The organism is Sphingobacteriaceae bacterium GW460-11-11-14-LB5, assembly GCA_002151545.1.
Taxonomy (GTDB): domain Bacteria; phylum Bacteroidota; class Bacteroidia; order Sphingobacteriales; family Sphingobacteriaceae; genus Pedobacter.
The window spans coordinates 5,838,132-5,856,538 of sequence record CP021237.1; the positions used below are offsets into that span (position 1 = coordinate 5,838,132).

Genomic DNA, 18,407 nt, shown 5'->3' on the forward strand with positions numbered 1-18,407 from the left:
CTCAGGATGACAAACTTCTAATCCTGTTTCTTTGGCTCATCTAAATAACCATTAAAAATAATGGGTTGTTTATTCATGCTGCTTGCCGTTAATGAGGCATACCCATTGGTTGAAATGTTTATCGTAAACCGATAATTTTCTCTTTTCACATCCTTTGTATTAATCTGGATTGTGTACGATCCTTTTTTATTCTTCGATTCCGTATAGGTAAAATCTTTTGAAGTAAATTTAATACCACCCTGTGTAGGATCCATCGGGGCAGAGAAAGATCTGCCATAATAAGGCAGATAAGCAACAATACTGTCTTTGGTAACCCTAACATCGTATTGCGAACCCGATAGGTTGATAGAAGAACCACCCTGACTACCCGGCATCATGGCCAATACTCTGCTAATGTCGTTGTTCGACATCGGCAGGGCAGTGTTAGCAACAAAAGTATAATTTTTATCTGCTACAATTTTTACTGTAGTTTCCTTATTGGTTTGGGCAAAAGATTGAAATCCAAGCGAAAGAAGTGCTAGACTCAATATTAAATTTAAACGTTTCATAATGTGTGTTTTAAATGTGTAACAATTTAAAGATGCACAGAATTGAAAGATTCCATAATAGTGCCAGAAAATGGAAGGTAGCGTAAATTTAACGTTTTTAGTTTTTATATAAAGGGTTTACCTTTTCCGAATAACTCGATTTGTATAAAGGATTACTTTTTTCTGTTGCAGAAGCACCTAAAGCGGTGAATTTATACGTACCCACAGCAAGGTTATTAAGTTCTATCTCACCATTTTCGTTCGTGATTAGCGTAATTAAACTTCCTCCAGGATTTTTGCCACCTTTCACAATTATGCCACCAATTGGTGATCCCGCTACCCGCGATTTGGGATTAGTAGCAGGTACTGAAATGATAAATTTATAATTCCCTGCGCTGGCGTTGTTAAATTCGATTTCCCCATTCTGATTCGTCACTAGTGTAATGGTATGGTCTCCAGGGTTTTTGCCGCCTTTCACTACAATACCGCCTATTGGTTGCCCCGCCACAAAACTGACTTCACCCGTGGCTACATCTAGTTTGCCTTTAATAGACTTCATGAGACAAGGGAAATGCGATTCAGGATAATTTAATTTACAGTAATCACAATAATGTCCTTCCGGTGCCTGAACCCTTAATGGTTGCGTATTTGTTTCCTTAGTTTCTGTTGATGTACTGGTTCTTTTAACCTGAGCTTGAATGGTAAATGAAATGCATAGCAGACATACTGCTATAAAAGCCCGTTTTTTCATAATATTTGATTAGTAAGATAAAATTAATCAAAAAATATGGCTCTTGCTAGTTTTTGAAGAGGGATGAGGCAATAACTTTTTTGTGTGATCATTTCTTTTTAGATGCCTTGGCAAAGGGGTTGAAGGCCAGGGCAAGCTTAACCCAGAAATCGAGTTCATCATTCCGGCCCAAAACATCTTCTGATACAGAGATATAACCCTTCATTGGTCTGTCGCCCATAATCATCTGCTGCCAGCCATCTTTATGTGATAGGCTTTCTAAACTATTTGGATCGAGCCGTACCATTAAGCTATTCTTAGAAACACCAAGGCACATTTTGCCATTAACCATAAAAACAAGTCCGCTGAACATTAGTTTTTCTTCTACATCGGCTATATGCATCAACCGTTCGGCCACGCGAAGGGCTAAGGTTTCATTATATGCTCTCATAATTCAGTTGTATGGTCTGTTGAAACAAATTTGATTCCTTTTGATTTAGTCGTGTTCAAAACTAAATTACATCTTTATCAACCAATTTTCAATAATCTGACGTTATTCTTTAAATTTGCAACATGTTGTTAAACTGCTATCAGGAAGAATTATTAGAGGCCGGATGTGATGAAGCTGGAAGAGGTTGCCTCGCTGGTCCTGTTTTTGCTGCGGCGGTTATTTTACCAAAAGGTTTTGTACTGGAAGGACTAAACGATTCGAAACAGCTATCTCACGAGCAAAGGGCTTTACTGAGGCCCATTATAGAGCAGGAGGCTTTGGCCTGGGCGGTTGCTTCTTGCGATCATGAAGAGATAGACCGGATCAACATTTTAAATGCTTCTTTTCTGGCCATGCACCGGGCGATCGAAAGATTGCATACCCAGCCACAATACCTGGTCATTGATGGCAACCGTTTCAAAACCTATCCGCAAATTCCACATAGCTGCATTATTAAGGGCGATGGTAAATATTTAAATATCGCTGCAGCCTCTATATTGGCAAAAACGCACCGGGATGAATACATGACCAACCTGCATCTCGATTTTCCGCATTACAACTGGCAACAGAATAAAGGATACCCAACCATTGCACACCGTAAAGCCGTAATCGAAATGGGCCTATCGCCTTTTCACCGCAAAACTTTTAATGTGAGCGATCCTCAGTTAGAACTGTTTTCAAAAAACGCCTAAAATTTCGTATTTTCACAACATCGTGAAAATTCTGTTGATTACTAAGCGGGTTCCCTTTCCGCCAAATAGTGGTTATCCCATTGTGGTTTATAATACCATAAAAGGTTTACTGCAACTTGGTGCAGATATTACTTTGTTTAGCCTCAACCCCACAAAAGGACGGATTGATATCGAAGATATATACGATCCTATTTTTGAACAGATTAAATACCACACCTACGATTTAGATACCGATGTAAATGTGTGGTCGGCATTTTTTAATATTTTCACCAACGAATCCTATAATGTTTCCAGGTACTATAGCGAAGATGCTGCGCGGCAGTTAGAAAATCTCCTGCGCGAAAATGTGTTTGATATCATCCAGTTTGAAGGACTCTTTGTCGTGCCTTATCTGGATGTGGTTAAGGCAAATAGCAATGCAAAGCTGATTTACCGGGCGCATAACATAGAGTTTACTTTGTGGGAACGTCTTTCTCATTCAGAAAAGTTTCTCATTCGGCGCAAATACCTAGCTTTTTTAGCCCAACGGCTTAAAGCGTATGAAACGGATCAGATTAACCGTTTTCACCAGATTTTTGCCATTTCCGAGCCCGACCGCCAAAGTATATTGAGGTTTGGCTGCGAAATTCCAATGTCGGTTTTTCCTGTTGCCATCGATCTGGAAAAATATAAGGTAGATAAAACCAAAACCAGTTTCCCTACACTTTTTCATTTGGGTGCGATGGATTGGCGACCAAATCAGGAAGGATTAGAATGGTTTTTGGATGATATCTGGCCCGATATTGAAAAACTGAATAAAGACCTGCGTTTTTATATTGCGGGGAAAAACATGCAGAAACATTTCTTCGAATACGATTCTGAAAACCTGATTGTAGAAGGAGAGGTTTTCGATGCCGTAGAATTTATGAATTCGAAGGCGATTATGATTGTTCCTTTAATTTCGGGTACCGGCATGCGGGTGAAAATTATTGAAGGCATGGCCATGAAAAAATGCATTATTGCTACAACTACCGCTGCAGAGGGCATTAATTGCCGGCATGGGCACGATATTTTAATTGCTGATTCTGCAGATGAATTCTATCGCTCCATTTTACAATGCATCATCAACCCTAAGCGTTGGGTAGAGATAGGAGAGAACGCCCGTAAAACGGTCGAAACCGACCACGGCGTGCATTTAATTTCCAGTAAAATGCTGAAGATTTACGAAGAATTGGTGAGCGCGTAAGTATATAAGAGTTGACAACTTTTCTATGCACTTGGAAAGAAAAATTGTCAACGCTGGAAATCTCTTAAATAGATGCTGAAGCAAGTTCAGCATGACGATTACGATAAGCAGTCTTCTAAAAAACTCCTTAAAATTAACCTCAAAATTTTGTCTTTTTCTTAGTAGTTTTGCCCCACGAAGAATAAAGATGAAATCATCATATTAAGGATTAATAAATTACAATCGCTTCATTATCATAAAATATAAAATTTACGGATGAAAAACACCGCATTAACAGAAAAACACATCGCTTTAGGCGCTAAAATGGTTCCATTTGCAGGTTACAATATGCCTGTTACTTACGAAGGTATTAACGCCGAACATGCAACTGTTCGTAATGGTGTAGGTGTTTTTGATGTAAGCCACATGGGCGAATTTATTCTTAAAGGTGAAAATGCATTAGATCTTATTCAACGTGTAACCAGTAATGATGCTGCTAAATTATATGATGGAAAAGTTCAGTACTCTTGTTTGCCGAACAAAGATGGTGGTATTGTAGACGATCTTTTGGTTTACAAAATAGACGATAAAACCTATATGTTAGTGGTAAATGCTTCTAACATAGAAAAAGACTGGAACTGGATTCAACAATTCAACTCGAAAGATGTTGAAATGCACAATATTTCTGATCAAACTTCGCTTTTAGCCATTCAGGGACCAAAAGCAGCAGATGCTTTACAAACATTAACTGATGTTGATTTGGCATCAATGGAGTATTATACTTTCGTTAAAGGTACCTTCGCTGGTGTTGATAACGTAGTGATTTCTGCAACGGGTTATACCGGAGCTGGTGGTTTCGAGATTTATTTCGAAAACCAATATGCTGATCAAATTTGGGATGCGATTTTTAAAGCAGGTGCACCATACAACATTCAGCCAATTGGCTTAGGTGCCCGCGATACTTTGCGTTTAGAAATGGGTTTCTGTTTATATGGAAATGATATTGATGATAGCACTTCACCTATAGAAGCTGGTTTAGGCTGGATTACAAAATTTTCTAAATCTTTTACCAATTCAGAAGCATTATTGGCACAAAAAGAAGCTGGTATTCAAAAGAAACTGGTTGGTTTCGAAATGATCGATCGTGGTATTCCGCGTCATGATTATGAAATTGCTGATGCCGAAGGAAATATCATTGGTAAAGTAACTTCTGGTACCCAGGCACCTTCATTGCAAAAAGCAATTGGTATGGGCTACATCGCAAAAGATTTCACTAAAGAAGGAACTGAAGTTTTTATTTTAATCCGCAATACGCCAATTAAGGCTAAAGTGGTTAAGTTTCCTTTTTATAAATAAGGCTTGGGGTTTAAGGTTTAAGGCGGAGGGCAGATCCTTATAACCTTAAACCTTTTGCCCTTCACCTTTCACCTCCCTTTACATGTCAAAAAAAATAGAAGTTTGTTTAACTCCGGCCTTAATCGACTTGTACGATATAGAACAGAGTATTGTGGTCGTGATCGACATTTTAAGAGCCACTTCATCTATTACTTACGGGATAGATAATGGCGCTGAAGCGATTATTCCTGTAGCTAATGTGGAAGATTGTTTAGCTTATCGCGATAGCGGATTTTTATTGGCAGCAGAACGAAATGGAGAAGTGGTAGCGGGATACGATTTCGGCAATTCGCCATTCTCTTACACCCATGAGAAAGTAAACGGAAAAACGGTTGTTTTAACTACAACCAATGGCACCAAAGCCTTACATTTGGCACAAAAAAGAGCCTATCAGGTTGTAATTGGATCTTTCCTGAATTTAGATTTTCTTTGCGAATATTTGAAAAGCCAGGATAAAAATGTGCTTTTGCTCTGTGCGGGATGGAAAGATCAGTTTAATTTAGAAGATACCCTTTTTGCTGGTGCAGTGGTGAATAACCTGCGTCAAAATTTCGAACATTTTGATGATTCCAGTGTGGCTGCAGAAGATTTGTATGCCTTAGCTAAATCAGATTTAAGGAAATACCTTCACAAATCATCACATAGCCATCGCCTGGCGCAGTTGAATATAGAAGAAGATGTTGTTTTCTGTTTGCAGCTCAATCTTTGCAAAACCATTCCGGTATTGGAAGGCGAACGCTTAGTGGCCTTAAGAAGCTAAAAGCTAAAATTTAAGCCTAGTAATATGGCGTTTTTTCTAAAATTTGCACCATTAAATTGAGTTTCCTCAGTTGGCCGGCTATTAAAATAGGCTTTATCTACGCCAGCGTACGTGTTGATGTTATTGATCTTGTAGTTAAGTCCTAACCGTAAACTTTTGTTTAATGGTACAGCCAGATTAATATCACCACTTAATGCAAAGGAATTTGCCTTATGCGTAAAGCTTACAGGTTTTGCAAAATCGGGTATTAAATTCCAGTTGGCTTTTGCCGAATAAGTATAAAAACCACCTAAAACCGTGGCGCCCACACTAAATTTCTGCGTTTTAAGAACAAATTCTGCTCCGAAATCGAAACCTTTATATCGTGCTTCATAAGTAGAGTTTAAACCTTTGCTTTCAGGGTTATTTGCACTTTCTAACAGGTGAAATTTTTGCTGCTGGTAGGAGAGCCCGGCAATTGGATTAATGTTAAATTGCCCAAACTTTAATAGTTGGTAACTGAGCTGTAAATCGGCATTGTATAAATAACCTTTATTTGCGTTGAGCAGGTCAAAATAAAATGCACTTTGCCGGTTATCGTCTGCGTAATCGGTATCTTCTGCTTCACCCTTAGTTATGTTGCTGTATTGGTTGGCGGCTTTAATACTGAGCCGGTCGGTGATATGGTATTTGATGTCTAATCCATAACTCGGTCCTTTAATGTTTTTCCAGATCAGTTCTGATAATACATTCGGACTGGTTCCGGCAGCATTACCGGCAATAGACCAATCAAATTTAGATTGCTGAATACCAAAATAAGGTTTTAACTCCCATTTAGGAGATGGGTTTTGCGCCAATGCACTTATGTAAAATAGAAGGAGGGTTAAACAGGTTAAAAATGGTTTGACAAATGAAATCCGCAAAGCAATCAGCATATCTATTTTTTATTTTATAGCAGAAAAATACACATAATGGCTAATATTACCACTATGTGTAATTATTTTATTTTCTAAAATGGATATACTGAAGCAATAAATGATTTATCAGTAGGTGATAATACGGTATTCCATCCCACTTCGAAATCGCCGATGGTTAATTCATTCGGAACTGAATAGTGCATGATGGAATATTTATCATAAGCACTATAATTGGTTTGTGTAGTACTGTATTTTGCAAATAAATTATTGTCTACATCTGCCTGGGTCCAATAATTTGGCGCTGCAGCATAATAAGCGTAAACAGCAGGTTTATCCCAGGGAATGGCCACTAATGGGTGTTGGTGCTCATGGATTAATCCTAAGGCATGACCGAATTCGTGGATTACCACGCGACTATATTCCGAATCTGCTGTACTTGAGGTTAACCAACCGTAGTTCATGGTTGCACCAGTACTAGGTGTTGATTTTCCAATATATGACCAAGATCCATCTCCACTCACAAAACTTACCCTGATTTTGGCTGTATTGTCGTTTGTTACAAAGTTGAATTTGATGTTTGCATATTGTTCCCATGCTTTCGCATATTGGATAACTTTGGCCCTGATAGCTGCCGTGCTTCCATTTAAACTCACTTTAATTGTGGCTCCCGGAGTCCATTTTGTTGATTTTAGAACGGCGCCCCTAGGGGTAGTACCATCTAAAGATCTTTCGGTACAGATCTGGATATTACCAAGCGGATTAACAGCAGTTGTTTCTGGTTTTTCTAAATCTGCTGTTTCTGTTGGTCTTTCTTTTTTACAAGCGAATAATACTGTGGTTAGCGCAAGGGCTGTTAATAGGGTTTTATTTGATTTTAAAAATTTCATGTTTTAGGTTTTTTTAGGTAAAAAAATTAATGATCTGTTTTTACTGAAAATCAAGTTAGAAAATGGTAAAAACAGGAATTCTTCTTCTTTGGAAAAGAATAATTAGGTTGAAAAACATAGATAGACTTTTAGGTTTATTCCTTCGTATTTGCGAAGTATAATCCTAAAGTAAAATATTAATATGTTACCACCAAGAGAATTGTAATATTTTTATTGCATAAGTGTATGTTTTACACTATATTTTTGATGAATATTTTCTATTTATGTGTAGTTGTAGAATTACATTTTTGAAAGCCCTATTATTTGGAGTAGCTTTTACTTTTTAATTAATTCAGAAATTGTCGGACTGTTTTTAATGGTAATCAGGGCTTCTTCGTGTGCCAGCCAATAAATATCTTCAGCACGTTTCATATCGAACGTACTAATGGCGCCTAATCCTTTTGGTTCGATTAACACATTACAGAATTTTGCTTTTCTTTCCATATCATGGTTGATAGACATTATACCTGCACGCCCCATTAAATTGGTAATACCTGTAATTTTATCAACCGGCTTAAGGTGGTTACAAGACGAGCCGATAATAAAATCGCATTCATCCATCAAAGGTTCAACCGGAAAATTATTTAAAATACCGCCATCCACATACATCTGCCCATCAATCATAATGGGTTTAAAAATGCCGGGAATACAGCTGGAGGCATGAATAGCCCTGATAAGCGGTCCTTTTGTAAAATAAACCAACCGGCCTTCGCTAAAGTTTACGGCAGCAATGGTTAAAGGTATTTTAAGCTTCTCAATCGAATCTTCAGGAAAATATTCCTTTAAAATTAAAGCGGTATTCTCAATATTAATTAAGCCTAAAGAACCTACTGCCGGGCGTACAAAGCGCCAGAGTTTTGTTTTAAGGAAAATATTTAATCCTTCTTCGGGATCTATACCAGCAGCAAAAAAGGCTCCGGCTATTGCTCCTGCACTTGTTCCGCTAATGTGACTAAAGGTAATCCCCAAATTGCTAAAGGCCTTTAAAACGCCTAAATGTGCTATTCCCCTAATGCCTCCGCCTGATAATACAATGCCAACTTTCATTCTTTTGGGTTAATGGTTTGAATTGGTTAATCGGTTAACTGTAAACTGATCACTGCCAACCGAAAACTATTTCTGTTGTTTCGGTTTATACTTCGATTGATTTAAAATTTTCTGCGCATCGTTATCTGCCATTAACTGTTGCAAAGTAACATCAGGATGCGATTTCATATATTTTTTAACAATTTGCCAACCCATCCATACACCCAATTTTGGTGCCGAATCTCTGTTTTCACCTAAACCCGGGGTAAAAGGTCCTTCAGATAAAAACACCTGGATTTTTTGGTAATCAGTTTCATACAGGTAATTGTTCTCCAAAAAATATGCCCAAATATCTCCTTCGAAATTTTGTGCCCATTCTAATTGCTGTTGAGTATATCCGATTTTGGTAGAATCGCTTAAGTTTTCGGGCAAAACCTGATCAAGAAAGTATAAAACCTTTCCCTGGAAGATCATTTTAGATAACAGGGTTCTATTGTCGTCAGGCTCTGCAAAAAGTTCCTCGTGGGCGTAGGTTTCGGCTACGCGTGGCACAATATATTCAGGTGCAAACCTCCTCGAAAGGTATAAGGGTACACTTTGAACAATAGCCCTATAAAATTTGCTGTCTTTACCCAGAAACATGTCCAGGCCAATACCCAAGTAGTTATCGCCCACTGGCATTTGGTAAGCAAAACCTGAAGCAAATGAAATAAATTTTGGAACCTTCGCTTTCGGGTAATAGTACTTAATGTATTTGAAAGTTTCGGTCAATCCCTCTTCCTGTGACTTTAAGTTTGGAAAAACACTATCTACCTCTTTGCTCAAATCGGTATAGGCTTGGTCGTGGTATAAATTGGTCAACGATTCGGTATTCGAATATTTACTGTCTAGAATCTGGTGGATAAAATCGTAATAAAACATGCCATACTTTGAAGCAAGCTGTTTATCTACCTCAATTACATTTTTGTTTTTCCCTGCAAACAGCTCGTTATCAAATCTTTCGATTTTGATGTTTAGCTGTATATTACTTACATCGGGCCTGTTGTTTTGCCTGCAGGAAATAAATGTGATGGCAAAAAGAAAAATTAGATAAATTTGCCAGTGTTTTACGTTATACATCATGTACAACAAATATATATAAACACCTATAGCATGAAAAGAATATCAACCATTTTAATTTTGTCTGTTTTAAGTTTTGGCGCATGGGCGCAAAACTCACCTTTAACCAGTTATGGCTTTAGATTAGGTTTAACCGCTACCCCAACTTTTGGCTGGATTAAACCTGAGCAGGGAAAAACAGATGGAATAGCTTTGGGCTTTTCTTACGGATTAATGGGCGATTTTAATTTTGCCCCGAATTATAGTTTTTCTACTGCCTTAACGGTTACCACTATAAACGGTAAGAGTACAGAGGTAGATCCTTCAAACATTATGCGGCCTACGCCTAATGCGGGTGGTACGGCGGTGCCGGTAGCTTACGATTTGAAATATAAACTTCAATACCTGGAGCTGCCTTTAACGGTCAAACTAAAAACGATAAAAGAAGACGGTAAACGCTGGTATGGCCAGTTTGGTTTATCCAATTCGTTTCTTTTAGGCGCAAAGCAGGATGCTGTTGGAGCGGGCGTTAAACTAAGCAATGAGAAGATTAACGATTACACCAAATTTTACCGCGCCGGATTAATTATCGGTGGAGGTGGCGAATTTGATATTTCGAACAATACCAGCATTGTGGCCGGTTTAACTTTTAATAACGGTTTCACAAATATTGTAACTGATAAAGCCAGAGATGTTAGAAATCATTATTTGGCGCTTAATTTCGGCGTATTCTTTTAATCTGGATATTTGTCCTGATACCTTTACTTACTACTTGATACATTAACCATGAAAATAGCGCTAGCACAACTCAATTACCATATCGGAAACTTCGAAACCAACACAAAAAAAATAACCGAAAATATTCAATTGGCGAAAGATAAAGGTGCTGATTTGGTAGTTTTTGCCGAACTGGCTATCTGTGGTTATCCGCCAAGAGATTTTTTGGAGTTTGATGAGTTTATTGTATTGTGCGAAAGCGCTGTACAGGAAATTGCCAGACATTGTACCGATATTGCTTGTATTGTTGGCCTCCCAATTAAAAACGAGGTATTACAAGGAAAAGATTTGTTTAATGCAGCCTATTTTATCGAAGGGGGAAAAGTTAAAGCAGTGGTTAAAAAAGCACTGTTGCCAACTTACGATGTATTTGATGAATACCGCTATTTCGAACCCGCCACACAGTTTAATTGTATCGATTTTAAGGGTAAAAAAATTGCACTAACCATTTGTGAAGACCTGTGGAATATCAACGATAATCCACTGTATGTATCTAACCCGATGGATGAGTTGATTAAGGAGCAGCCGGATGTGATGATTAACATTGCGGCATCCCCATTCTCTTATACCCATGATGATGAACGGATTAAGGTGTTGGGCGATAATGCAAAGAAATATAATTTGCCGGTATTTTACGTAAACCAGGTTGGTGCACAGACCGAGATTATTTTTGATGGTGGCTCTTTGGTTTTCGATGCTGATGGAGCTGTGAAAGCAGAAATGAAGTATTTTGAAGAAGACCTTCAGGTTTTTGATCTGGAAGAGGTTGAAAATGTGCGCAACAAATATCCCCAATCTGAAAGATTAACCGATATTGAGCAGATTCACGATGCGTTAATTTTAGGTATAAAAGATTATTTCAGGAAATCTGGTTTCAGTAAAGCCGTTTTAGGACTGTCTGGTGGAATTGATTCGGCTGTAGTTTGCGCCCTGGCTTGTCGCGCGTTAGGCCCGGAGAATGTAATGGCCGTTTTAATGCCTTCTAAATTTTCTTCCGACCATTCGGTTCAGGATGCTTTAGATTTGGTTAATAACATTGGTTGCATGCACGAAATTGTGCCCATTAAAGAAGTTGCCGAAGCTTTTGATCATATATTGGCGCCGGCTTTTAAAGGGCTGCCTTTCAACCTAGCCGAAGAGAATATCCAGGCCCGTATCCGTGGCATTATTAATATGGCCATGAGTAATAAGTTCGGTTATATTTTATTAAATACCTCGAACAAAAGTGAGTGCGCAGTGGGTTATGGTACCTTGTACGGCGATATGTGCGGCGCCATTGGGGTAATTGGCGATGTGTATAAAATGCAGGTTTTTGAGCTGGCGAGGTACATTAATAAAGAAAGGGAAATTATCCCGATCAATACCATTGTTAAACCACCATCAGCAGAGTTAAGGCCTGATCAAAAAGATTCTGATTCCTTACCTGAATATGAAATTCTCGATAAAATATTATATCAGCACATCGAAAAGAAACAGGGCTCGAAAGCCATTATTGCTCAGGGTTTTGACGAGGCATTGGTACTGCGGATTTTGAAAATGGTTAATGTTGCAGAATTTAAACGTTATCAAACACCACCTATTTTAAGGGTATCGCCGAAAGCTTTTGGTATGGGCAGAAGAATGCCGATTGTAGGGAAATATATGGCGTAGTGGTTGAAAGGTTAGAATGTTGAACTTGCTAATTGTTTAATTGTTGGGATTGCTAAATGGTTGTATGGTCCAACCGTTTTAACTAATGATTACTACAAACTGTGAACTGCCAACTGAAAACTGCCAATTGATTAATTGCGATTGAGTTGACTTAATGCAAGTTGCCTAACCTCACTTTCTTTTTCAAAAGCGATAATGTGGTTTAGATTTGCCTGATTGTTCATTTTACCAACTGCAATTTTTCGCACTTCTGCATTACCGTCAAAACAGGCAATATGAAATAGGTTTGCTTGATTATCCATTTTTCCAACCGCAATTTTCCGCACCGCAACATCTTTATCAAAGTTTGCAATGTGAAGTAAATTTGCTTGATTATCCATTTTTGCAATCGCAATTTTCCTTACTGCAACATCGTCATCAAAATTCGCGATGTGAAATAAATTTGCTTGATTATCCATTTTTCCAACCGCAATTTTCCTCACCGCACCATCGCCATCAAAGCTTGCAATGTGAAATAAGTTGGCTTGATTATCCATTTTTGCAACCGCAATTTTCCTTACTGCCCCATCGTCATCAAAGCTTGCAATGTGAAATAAATTGGCTTGATTATCCATTTTTTCAACCGCAATTTTCCTTACTTCTGCATCATCATTAAAACTGGCGATATGAAATAGATTTGCCTGATTGTTTATTTTACTAACGGCAAGCTTCCTTGTCGCCACATCTTCATCAAAACTGGCCACATGAAATAAACCCTGCTCAGAAGTAGTGTCAATGCCTATAGCATTAGTTTTAGCATCTTCAACATTAGCAGCTGTACTAAAGGCATTTTCATTTTTACTACTTAAAGTGATACAACTGCTTAAGCATAAAACAGTGCCTAAAAATAAGAGAGATCTTTTCATGTTAACTTAGCTTATAAAACTAAGTTATGAAAAATTTTATGTTTTTAGCTGCAATGGAGAACAAGTTGTCATGCTGAGATTAGGTGCAGATGCTTCGTAACTCAGCATGACAAAGAAAATTTATTTTATTTATGCTAAAGTAGCATCAACAGTAATCGTGGTGTTTAATAATTTAGAGATCGGGCAGTTTTTTTCTGCATCAGCTACCAGTTCATCAAATTTTTCCTGTGTTAAATTCGGAACAGAAGCAGTTAGAGTCAAATGTGATTCTACAATTTCACCTTTAGATGGATCGAGGTTGATTTCGCATTTGGTTTCCAGTTTATCGGCTGTAAATCCTGCTTCAGTTAAGTTAGCTGATAATTTCATGGTAAAACAGCCTGCATGCGCAGCAGCAATTAATTCCTCTGGATTTGTGCCAACGCCTTCTGCAAAACGCGAATTAAAAGAATATTGAGTATTATTTAAAGTCGTACTTTGTGTAGTGATGTTACCATTGCCTTCTTTAATAGAGCCTTGCCATACGGCTGTTGCATTTCTTTTCATGATTGGATTTTATTTTTAGATTGTTTAACACCTAAAGATAAAAATATGTTTGTTTAATGGCGGTAATTCTTTGTTAAGAAATCATCTTGTTAAAATCATTTTAAATCCTATTTGAATAAGCTTTCCAAAAAAAAGAAGCTGCTTCAAAAGAAACAGCTTCCCTTTCATTACGATCTTTTTAGGTTGTTTATCTGATTTTTAAATTATAAAGGGTACAATACGGCAGTTGCCTGTTTATCCTTTGCTGATAAAACAGTTGCGCCACTTCCACATTGTCCGCCGTTCATTAATGATAAGGCATCGGTTCCTCCAACCCCTGGTACATTAATGGTGGTAGATTGGTTGGTGTGTTTAAATGAAATGGTATGTCCGAATTCATGTGTGATGGTTCTTTGTCGCTGTGCAAAAGAGTTGTTTTGAATCAGGTTTTTATTAATCCAAACCGTATTGCCAGCCTTACCGTTAGATGTCGATAAATAAGCCTGTCCACATGTTGAACTGCCGATGGTATTATCTACTTTAATTAGAATATCATAAACAGTACCTGTTGTAATTACAAATTTGATTTTAGAGTTCGGTACGGTATTCCATTGGTTGATTGCAGAATTGATTTCGCTGATCATGCTGTTTATCGAAGGATCGATTTTAACACGGATATTACTGCTATTGGTTACAATATTTCCATTATAATACTGTTCTGTTATCGGTTTTCCGTTATCAGCAGGAACTTCCATGTTTTTGCTAAATACGATATCGCCATCAACAACATAATTATCTCCGCTTTCTACAATCTGAGCATCTGAAAATCCAAGATTTTTGATGTAGGCAAGAACTTTTTGATTTTGAGTGGTTTCGTTTTCCAGATCGGCTGGTACCTCATTTTTTTTCGAACATGAGATCACGACTACTGATAGCAATGCAATCAGCGCAGTTTTTTTGAATAGATTTTTCATAGTTTAGGTTTTTGGTTTAGATCGTAATATGCTGTAATTGAGATTACAGTATAAATATAACATAAATAATACAAGTCTGTATTTTTAGTACATATTTTTTGTATTTTTAATTAGTATAGCCCGATCTTGTCTTTTGCCCTAATCTACTGGTTGTTTTAGCGTACTGTTTCTAATCGATTGAAAAAGCAATATGCCTACCCCAATCATAATCGAAATATCAGCAAAATTGAAAACACCTGTCTGGAAGATATAAAAATCCATATGCATAAAATCGGTAACCGACCCATGTACAATCCGATCGTATAGGTTGCCGATGCCGCCACCGATCAGAAAACACAAAGCAATTTGCATACTGATTGGTAAATTACGTTTGGCAAACAGGAAATACAAACCATAGCCCAAAAATAATAAGGGCAAGCCAGTTAAAATAATGAGCCTGAAAATATAAGGCATATTATCGCCAAGGCTTAAAAACGCACCGCTATTTTCTACTTTGGTTAAGGTAAAACGGTCTTTTATGATGCTGATATGCTCGTAATCGCTGATCTCGGTACGCACAATTTTTTTAGAAATCTGATCGCAGCCAAAATTTAAGGTGAGTAACAATAATAAAACAGACCACCTAAGGTTTTTAAACTGTTGCATGTTTTTTATAATTAGAAATTTACTAATGGGCTTATTTTTTCACCCATTTTCTATAAGGAATAATCAAGGATAGGATAACCGCTAAAACACTCAATATTTTTGCAATGATATCGCCGCTTTTTACGTAAAAAGTAATTTCGTCATTTAAATTGATGTTTGCTTTAATGGCAGTTCTTGTCCACCATTTGGTGCTTTGTGTAACATCGCCACGTTGATTGATAAAACAGGAAATACCCGTATTGGCCGAGCGGGCTACATCACGGTGGGTTTCAATTGCCCTTAGTTTAGCGTACATCATGTGCTGGTCTTTACCAGAGGTATTTCCCCACCAGCCATCGTTGGTAATAATGGCAATAAATTGAGCCCCATCTTTAATCTGCATACCAATCCAGTCGCCCCATAAACTTTCGTAACAAACAACAGGAGCGGCACCAATACCACTTTGTGCATACAGAACACTAGGTTTTTCCTGCCATCCCCAGCCGCTTACACTTCCGCCTAATTGTGAAAACACACCATCCATAAAAGAAAATACTTTAGGGAAAGGCATTTTTTCGGCTCCCGGAACGAGTTTCGATTTATGGTAAAACTGAACATTTGCCGAATTTTCTACCTGCATGGCTGTGTTAAAATTATCCCAATACTGGTTGCTTTGCGGGTCGTATTTTGCTGAAAGTGTTTTCTTGGTCTGATAGATTTTTTTGCTTTCAATTCCGGTAATCAGTGTTCCATTTTTGTATTTGTTTAAAAAACTTTGAATGGTATAAAAATCAGGATTACTCCGGATTCTATCCTCATCTGCGTAATTTGGAATAGCCGTTTCAGGCCAGATAAAATATTCGGTATTGGTTTGCCCGATAGAATCTGATAAGTGTGTTAATATTTTAATCTGCTCAGCAGTTGGAATATTTTCCAGCTTTTGATAAGGATCGATATTTGGTTGAACCACGACTACGTTACTTGGAGTACCTATTTGCCCGGCAGTGAAATATTTGGTTAATGAAATACTGATGGGAATAAGTACCACTAGAGCCCAGATTCCTGCGGTTCTAAACCTTAAATAACCGGTTTGGGATTTGAATTTTTTGTAGGCCTCGAATGCTAAAATATTGCTGACCAAAATCCATAATGAACCTCCGTAAACGCCAGTGTAATCGTACCATTGTGCCAACTGGTGCATGCCTGCCAAACCATTTCCTAAAGTCATCCAGGGGAAAGCTAAATCCCAGGTTTGCTGTAAATATTCTAAAGCGATATAAAAAGCAATTAACCCGAGGTAGGCGATTTTTCTATTGACGTATTTGCCCAAACGATAGTATAACCAAAAAGCAAAAGTCATTAAAAGTGCCCCTAATCCGTAAGGAATTAAAGAAACAGGTAGGGCTACTGCCGCGCCATTGTAGGCACTTATGGCGTTATACACCCAGTAGATTGATGCGGTATTCCAAACTAAAAAAGTTAGGCCTGCGGTTAAGAAAATCCTTTTACCCTGTTTTTTGGTGTTCGCATGGCCAATGGCTTCCAGGGCGATAAACAAAGGAACCAAACCAATCAGTAATAATGGGGTGGTAAAGGGCATTGGTGGCCAGGCTAGCCAAAGTAAAAATGCACTTAAGAGGGCGAGGAGGTAGGTTTGTTTCTTGTTCATTTTAAGTGCTGGCGCAATATTGTCATCCTGAGCTTGTCGAAGGACTAATTAATTATAATTTGACGTTTCGACAAGCTCAACGTGACAACTCGAGGGGATTAGTTTTACAAACTATCTAAAATATTTGCTTTTTTAGCTTCGTATTCTTCCTGCGTAATGAGGTGTTTATCGTACAAAGTTTTAAGCTTGCGTAATTTTAAGGTGGTTTCGTCTTCCGGCTCTTCAACTACCTCAGCAATCTGGATCACAGGTTGAACGGGTTCCGGAGTTGGTTCGTAAGCCGGAATTTCGGCAAGGGGTTGAGCGTTCAAGCTAATCGGAGAAGCCGTTGCACGGTTTTCTTCCAGTTTTTGCTGACGAAGCATTTCCTTATACTCTTCTAATTGCTGATTCGCAGCCTGATGTAATTTACGCGCCTGTACTTTCGGAATAAATTCGGTTACGATATTTTCGCCATGCTGGGGTACACAGATAAATTTAGAACCAAAAAACTCTTCTTTAAACGACACCTCTTTTATGCTTTTCCACGAAATATCCTTGAAATTCATGGTTAAGCCTAAATTACCTGGCTCGCAATAAAAAATGCGCTTGTTCGAAATCGCGATGCTATCTGGTAACAAGTTTACTGCCGGTTTTTTCTGTACCGCTAAATATAAAAGTTCTTCGCCTGTTGTTAAAAGGTCGTTTAATTTTCCAATAACTTTTTCAACCGCTTTTGGGTCTTGTTCGTCACTCAGAAATCTATCTATGCTAATCATAATGTTTTTAAAATTGGTGTGTTGCTTATTTTCTGATGCTACTCTTCAGCATCTTCATATTTGTTTTTGCTTTTAATGTTGGGTTTCCCCGCTATGCAAATTACAAATTCTCCTTTTAAAGTATTGTTTTCAAAATGTGATTTTATTTCTACTAAAGTTCCGCGTACGGTTTCTTCGAACATTTTGGTCAGTTCTCTACTTACCGATGCCTGCCTGTCGGCACCCAAATACTGTGCAAATTCCTCTAAAGTTTTTAATAAACGGTGCGGACTTTCATAAAGTATAATGGTGCGGTCTTCTTCGGCCAATTTTTTGAACTTGGTTTGTCTGCCTTTTTTAACCGGCAAAAATCCTTCGAAACAAAAGGCATCTGCAGGTAAGCCCGAGTTAACCAGGGCAGGTACAAAAGCTGTTGCACCGGGTAAACACTCTACGGCAATATCATTTTTGATGGCTTCGCGTACCAGGAAGAAACCCGGGTCGGAAATGGCAGGTGTTCCGGCGTCGGATATCAGCGCTATTTTTTGCCCTTCATTTAGAAACTTAATAATCTCAGAAGTGGCCTTATGTTCGTTGTGCTGGTGGTGCGAGAAAACTCTTTTATCGATGCCAAAATGTTTGAGCATCGGGGCGCTGGTACGGGTATCTTCAGCGAGGATTAAATCGCATTCTTTTAATATACGGATTGCCCTAAAGGTCATATCCTCCAAATTGCCTATGGGCGTTGGTACGAGAAATAGTTTGCCATCCATATTTCAGTTTGCAGTTTAAAGTTAACGGT

Annotated in this window: 20 protein-coding genes; 6 read left to right on the top strand and 14 right to left on the bottom strand. The window is 38.1% G+C overall.

All coding sequences use genetic code 11. The annotated features are described in order from the left end of the window. Positions 1 to 17 precede the first annotated feature (17 nt). The 3 genes from CA265_23935 to CA265_23945 all read right to left on the bottom strand — a co-directional run bounded on the left by CA265_23935 (position 18) and on the right by CA265_23945 (position 1,708). Positions 18 to 548, bottom strand: coding sequence for a hypothetical protein (locus CA265_23935; protein ARS42544.1), 531 nt, complete (start codon positions 546 to 548; stop codon positions 18 to 20). Between the two features lie 97 nt (positions 549 to 645). Beyond that, a complete protein-coding gene (locus tag CA265_23940) occupies positions 646 to 1,278 on the bottom strand; it encodes a hypothetical protein (GenBank protein ARS42545.1) in 633 nt (210 codons plus the stop codon). An 88-nt stretch (positions 1,279 to 1,366) separates the two neighbouring features. Beyond that, positions 1,367 to 1,708 (bottom strand): hypothetical protein, encoded by a 342-nt coding sequence (locus tag CA265_23945; GenBank protein ID ARS42546.1) that lies wholly within the window; start codon positions 1,706 to 1,708, stop codon positions 1,367 to 1,369. A gap of 122 nt (positions 1,709 to 1,830) precedes the next feature. Between CA265_23945 and CA265_23950 the strand changes: the two genes are divergently transcribed. The 4 genes from CA265_23950 to CA265_23965 all read left to right on the top strand — a co-directional run bounded on the left by CA265_23950 (position 1,831) and on the right by CA265_23965 (position 5,798). Further along, the gene (locus CA265_23950; GenBank protein ID ARS42547.1) at positions 1,831 to 2,439 is read left to right on the top strand and encodes a ribonuclease HII; all 609 of its coding nucleotides are present in this window, start codon (positions 1,831 to 1,833) and stop codon (positions 2,437 to 2,439) included. A gap of 22 nt (positions 2,440 to 2,461) precedes the next feature. Continuing rightward, on the top strand, positions 2,462 to 3,664 hold the full coding sequence (locus tag CA265_23955; GenBank protein ID ARS42548.1) for a glycosyl transferase family 4: 1,203 nt from the start codon (positions 2,462 to 2,464) through the stop codon (positions 3,662 to 3,664). Between the two features lie 255 nt (positions 3,665 to 3,919). Continuing rightward, positions 3,920 to 4,999, top strand: a complete 1,080-nt coding sequence (locus CA265_23960) for a glycine cleavage system protein T (GenBank protein ARS42549.1) — start codon at positions 3,920 to 3,922, stop codon at positions 4,997 to 4,999. 82 nt (positions 5,000 to 5,081) lie between these two features. Then, a complete protein-coding gene (locus tag CA265_23965; GenBank protein ARS42550.1) occupies positions 5,082 to 5,798 on the top strand; it encodes a 2-phosphosulfolactate phosphatase in 717 nt (238 codons plus the stop codon). On the opposite strand, the gene CA265_23970 is transcribed toward CA265_23965, so the two are convergent. The 4 genes from CA265_23970 to CA265_23985 all read right to left on the bottom strand — a co-directional run bounded on the left by CA265_23970 (position 5,795) and on the right by CA265_23985 (position 9,768). Further along, positions 5,795 to 6,712, bottom strand: coding sequence for a hypothetical protein (locus CA265_23970; protein ID ARS42551.1), 918 nt, complete (start codon positions 6,710 to 6,712; stop codon positions 5,795 to 5,797). The two genes, CA265_23965 and CA265_23970, sit on opposite strands and share 4 nt — an antisense overlap. Positions 6,713 to 6,786: 74 nt before the next feature. Further along, on the bottom strand, positions 6,787 to 7,581 hold the full coding sequence (locus CA265_23975) for a peptidase M12 (protein ID ARS42552.1): 795 nt from the start codon (positions 7,579 to 7,581) through the stop codon (positions 6,787 to 6,789). A 315-nt stretch (positions 7,582 to 7,896) separates the two neighbouring features. After that, positions 7,897 to 8,667, bottom strand: a complete 771-nt coding sequence (locus tag CA265_23980; protein ARS42553.1) for a patatin — start codon at positions 8,665 to 8,667, stop codon at positions 7,897 to 7,899. A 66-nt stretch (positions 8,668 to 8,733) separates the two neighbouring features. After that, positions 8,734 to 9,768 (bottom strand): gliding motility lipoprotein GldB, encoded by a 1,035-nt coding sequence (locus CA265_23985; protein ID ARS42554.1) that lies wholly within the window; start codon positions 9,766 to 9,768, stop codon positions 8,734 to 8,736. Between the two features lie 30 nt (positions 9,769 to 9,798). On the opposite strand from CA265_23985, the gene CA265_23990 reads away from it, so the two are divergent. Together CA265_23990 and CA265_23995 are read left to right on the top strand one after the other, a co-directional pair. Further along, positions 9,799 to 10,482 carry a hypothetical protein gene (locus CA265_23990; protein ARS42555.1) on the top strand — a complete coding sequence of 228 codons (684 nt, stop codon included), beginning with the start codon at positions 9,799 to 9,801 and terminating at the stop codon, positions 10,480 to 10,482. A gap of 48 nt (positions 10,483 to 10,530) precedes the next feature. Further along, positions 10,531 to 12,171: an NAD+ synthase gene (locus tag CA265_23995; GenBank protein ARS42556.1), complete on the top strand. Its 1,641-nt coding sequence runs from the start codon at positions 10,531 to 10,533 to the stop codon at positions 12,169 to 12,171. A 131-nt stretch (positions 12,172 to 12,302) separates the two neighbouring features. On the opposite strand, the gene CA265_24000 is transcribed toward CA265_23995, so the two are convergent. The 7 genes from CA265_24000 to CA265_24030 all read right to left on the bottom strand — a co-directional run bounded on the left by CA265_24000 (position 12,303) and on the right by CA265_24030 (position 18,378). After that, positions 12,303 to 13,076 (bottom strand): hypothetical protein, encoded by a 774-nt coding sequence (locus CA265_24000; GenBank protein ARS42557.1) that lies wholly within the window; start codon positions 13,074 to 13,076, stop codon positions 12,303 to 12,305. A 129-nt stretch (positions 13,077 to 13,205) separates the two neighbouring features. After that, positions 13,206 to 13,622 (bottom strand): OsmC family peroxiredoxin, encoded by a 417-nt coding sequence (locus CA265_24005; protein ARS42558.1) that lies wholly within the window; start codon positions 13,620 to 13,622, stop codon positions 13,206 to 13,208. A gap of 203 nt (positions 13,623 to 13,825) precedes the next feature. Beyond that, entirely contained in the window at positions 13,826 to 14,575 is a 750-nt protein-coding gene (locus CA265_24010; GenBank protein ARS42559.1) for a hypothetical protein, read from the bottom strand. Between the two features lie 138 nt (positions 14,576 to 14,713). Further along, complete coding sequence (locus CA265_24015) at positions 14,714 to 15,220, bottom strand: signal peptidase II (GenBank protein ID ARS42560.1); 507 nt, start codon at positions 15,218 to 15,220, stop codon at positions 14,714 to 14,716. Positions 15,221 to 15,251: 31 nt separating this feature from the next. Next, complete coding sequence (locus CA265_24020; protein ARS42561.1) at positions 15,252 to 16,868, bottom strand: apolipoprotein N-acyltransferase; 1,617 nt, start codon at positions 16,866 to 16,868, stop codon at positions 15,252 to 15,254. Between the two features lie 104 nt (positions 16,869 to 16,972). Next, complete coding sequence (locus CA265_24025) at positions 16,973 to 17,626, bottom strand: hypothetical protein (protein ARS42562.1); 654 nt, start codon at positions 17,624 to 17,626, stop codon at positions 16,973 to 16,975. Between the two features lie 38 nt (positions 17,627 to 17,664). Then, positions 17,665 to 18,378, bottom strand: coding sequence for an rRNA (cytidine-2'-O-)-methyltransferase (locus tag CA265_24030; protein ID ARS42563.1), 714 nt, complete (start codon positions 18,376 to 18,378; stop codon positions 17,665 to 17,667). Positions 18,379 to 18,407 lie beyond the last annotated feature (29 nt).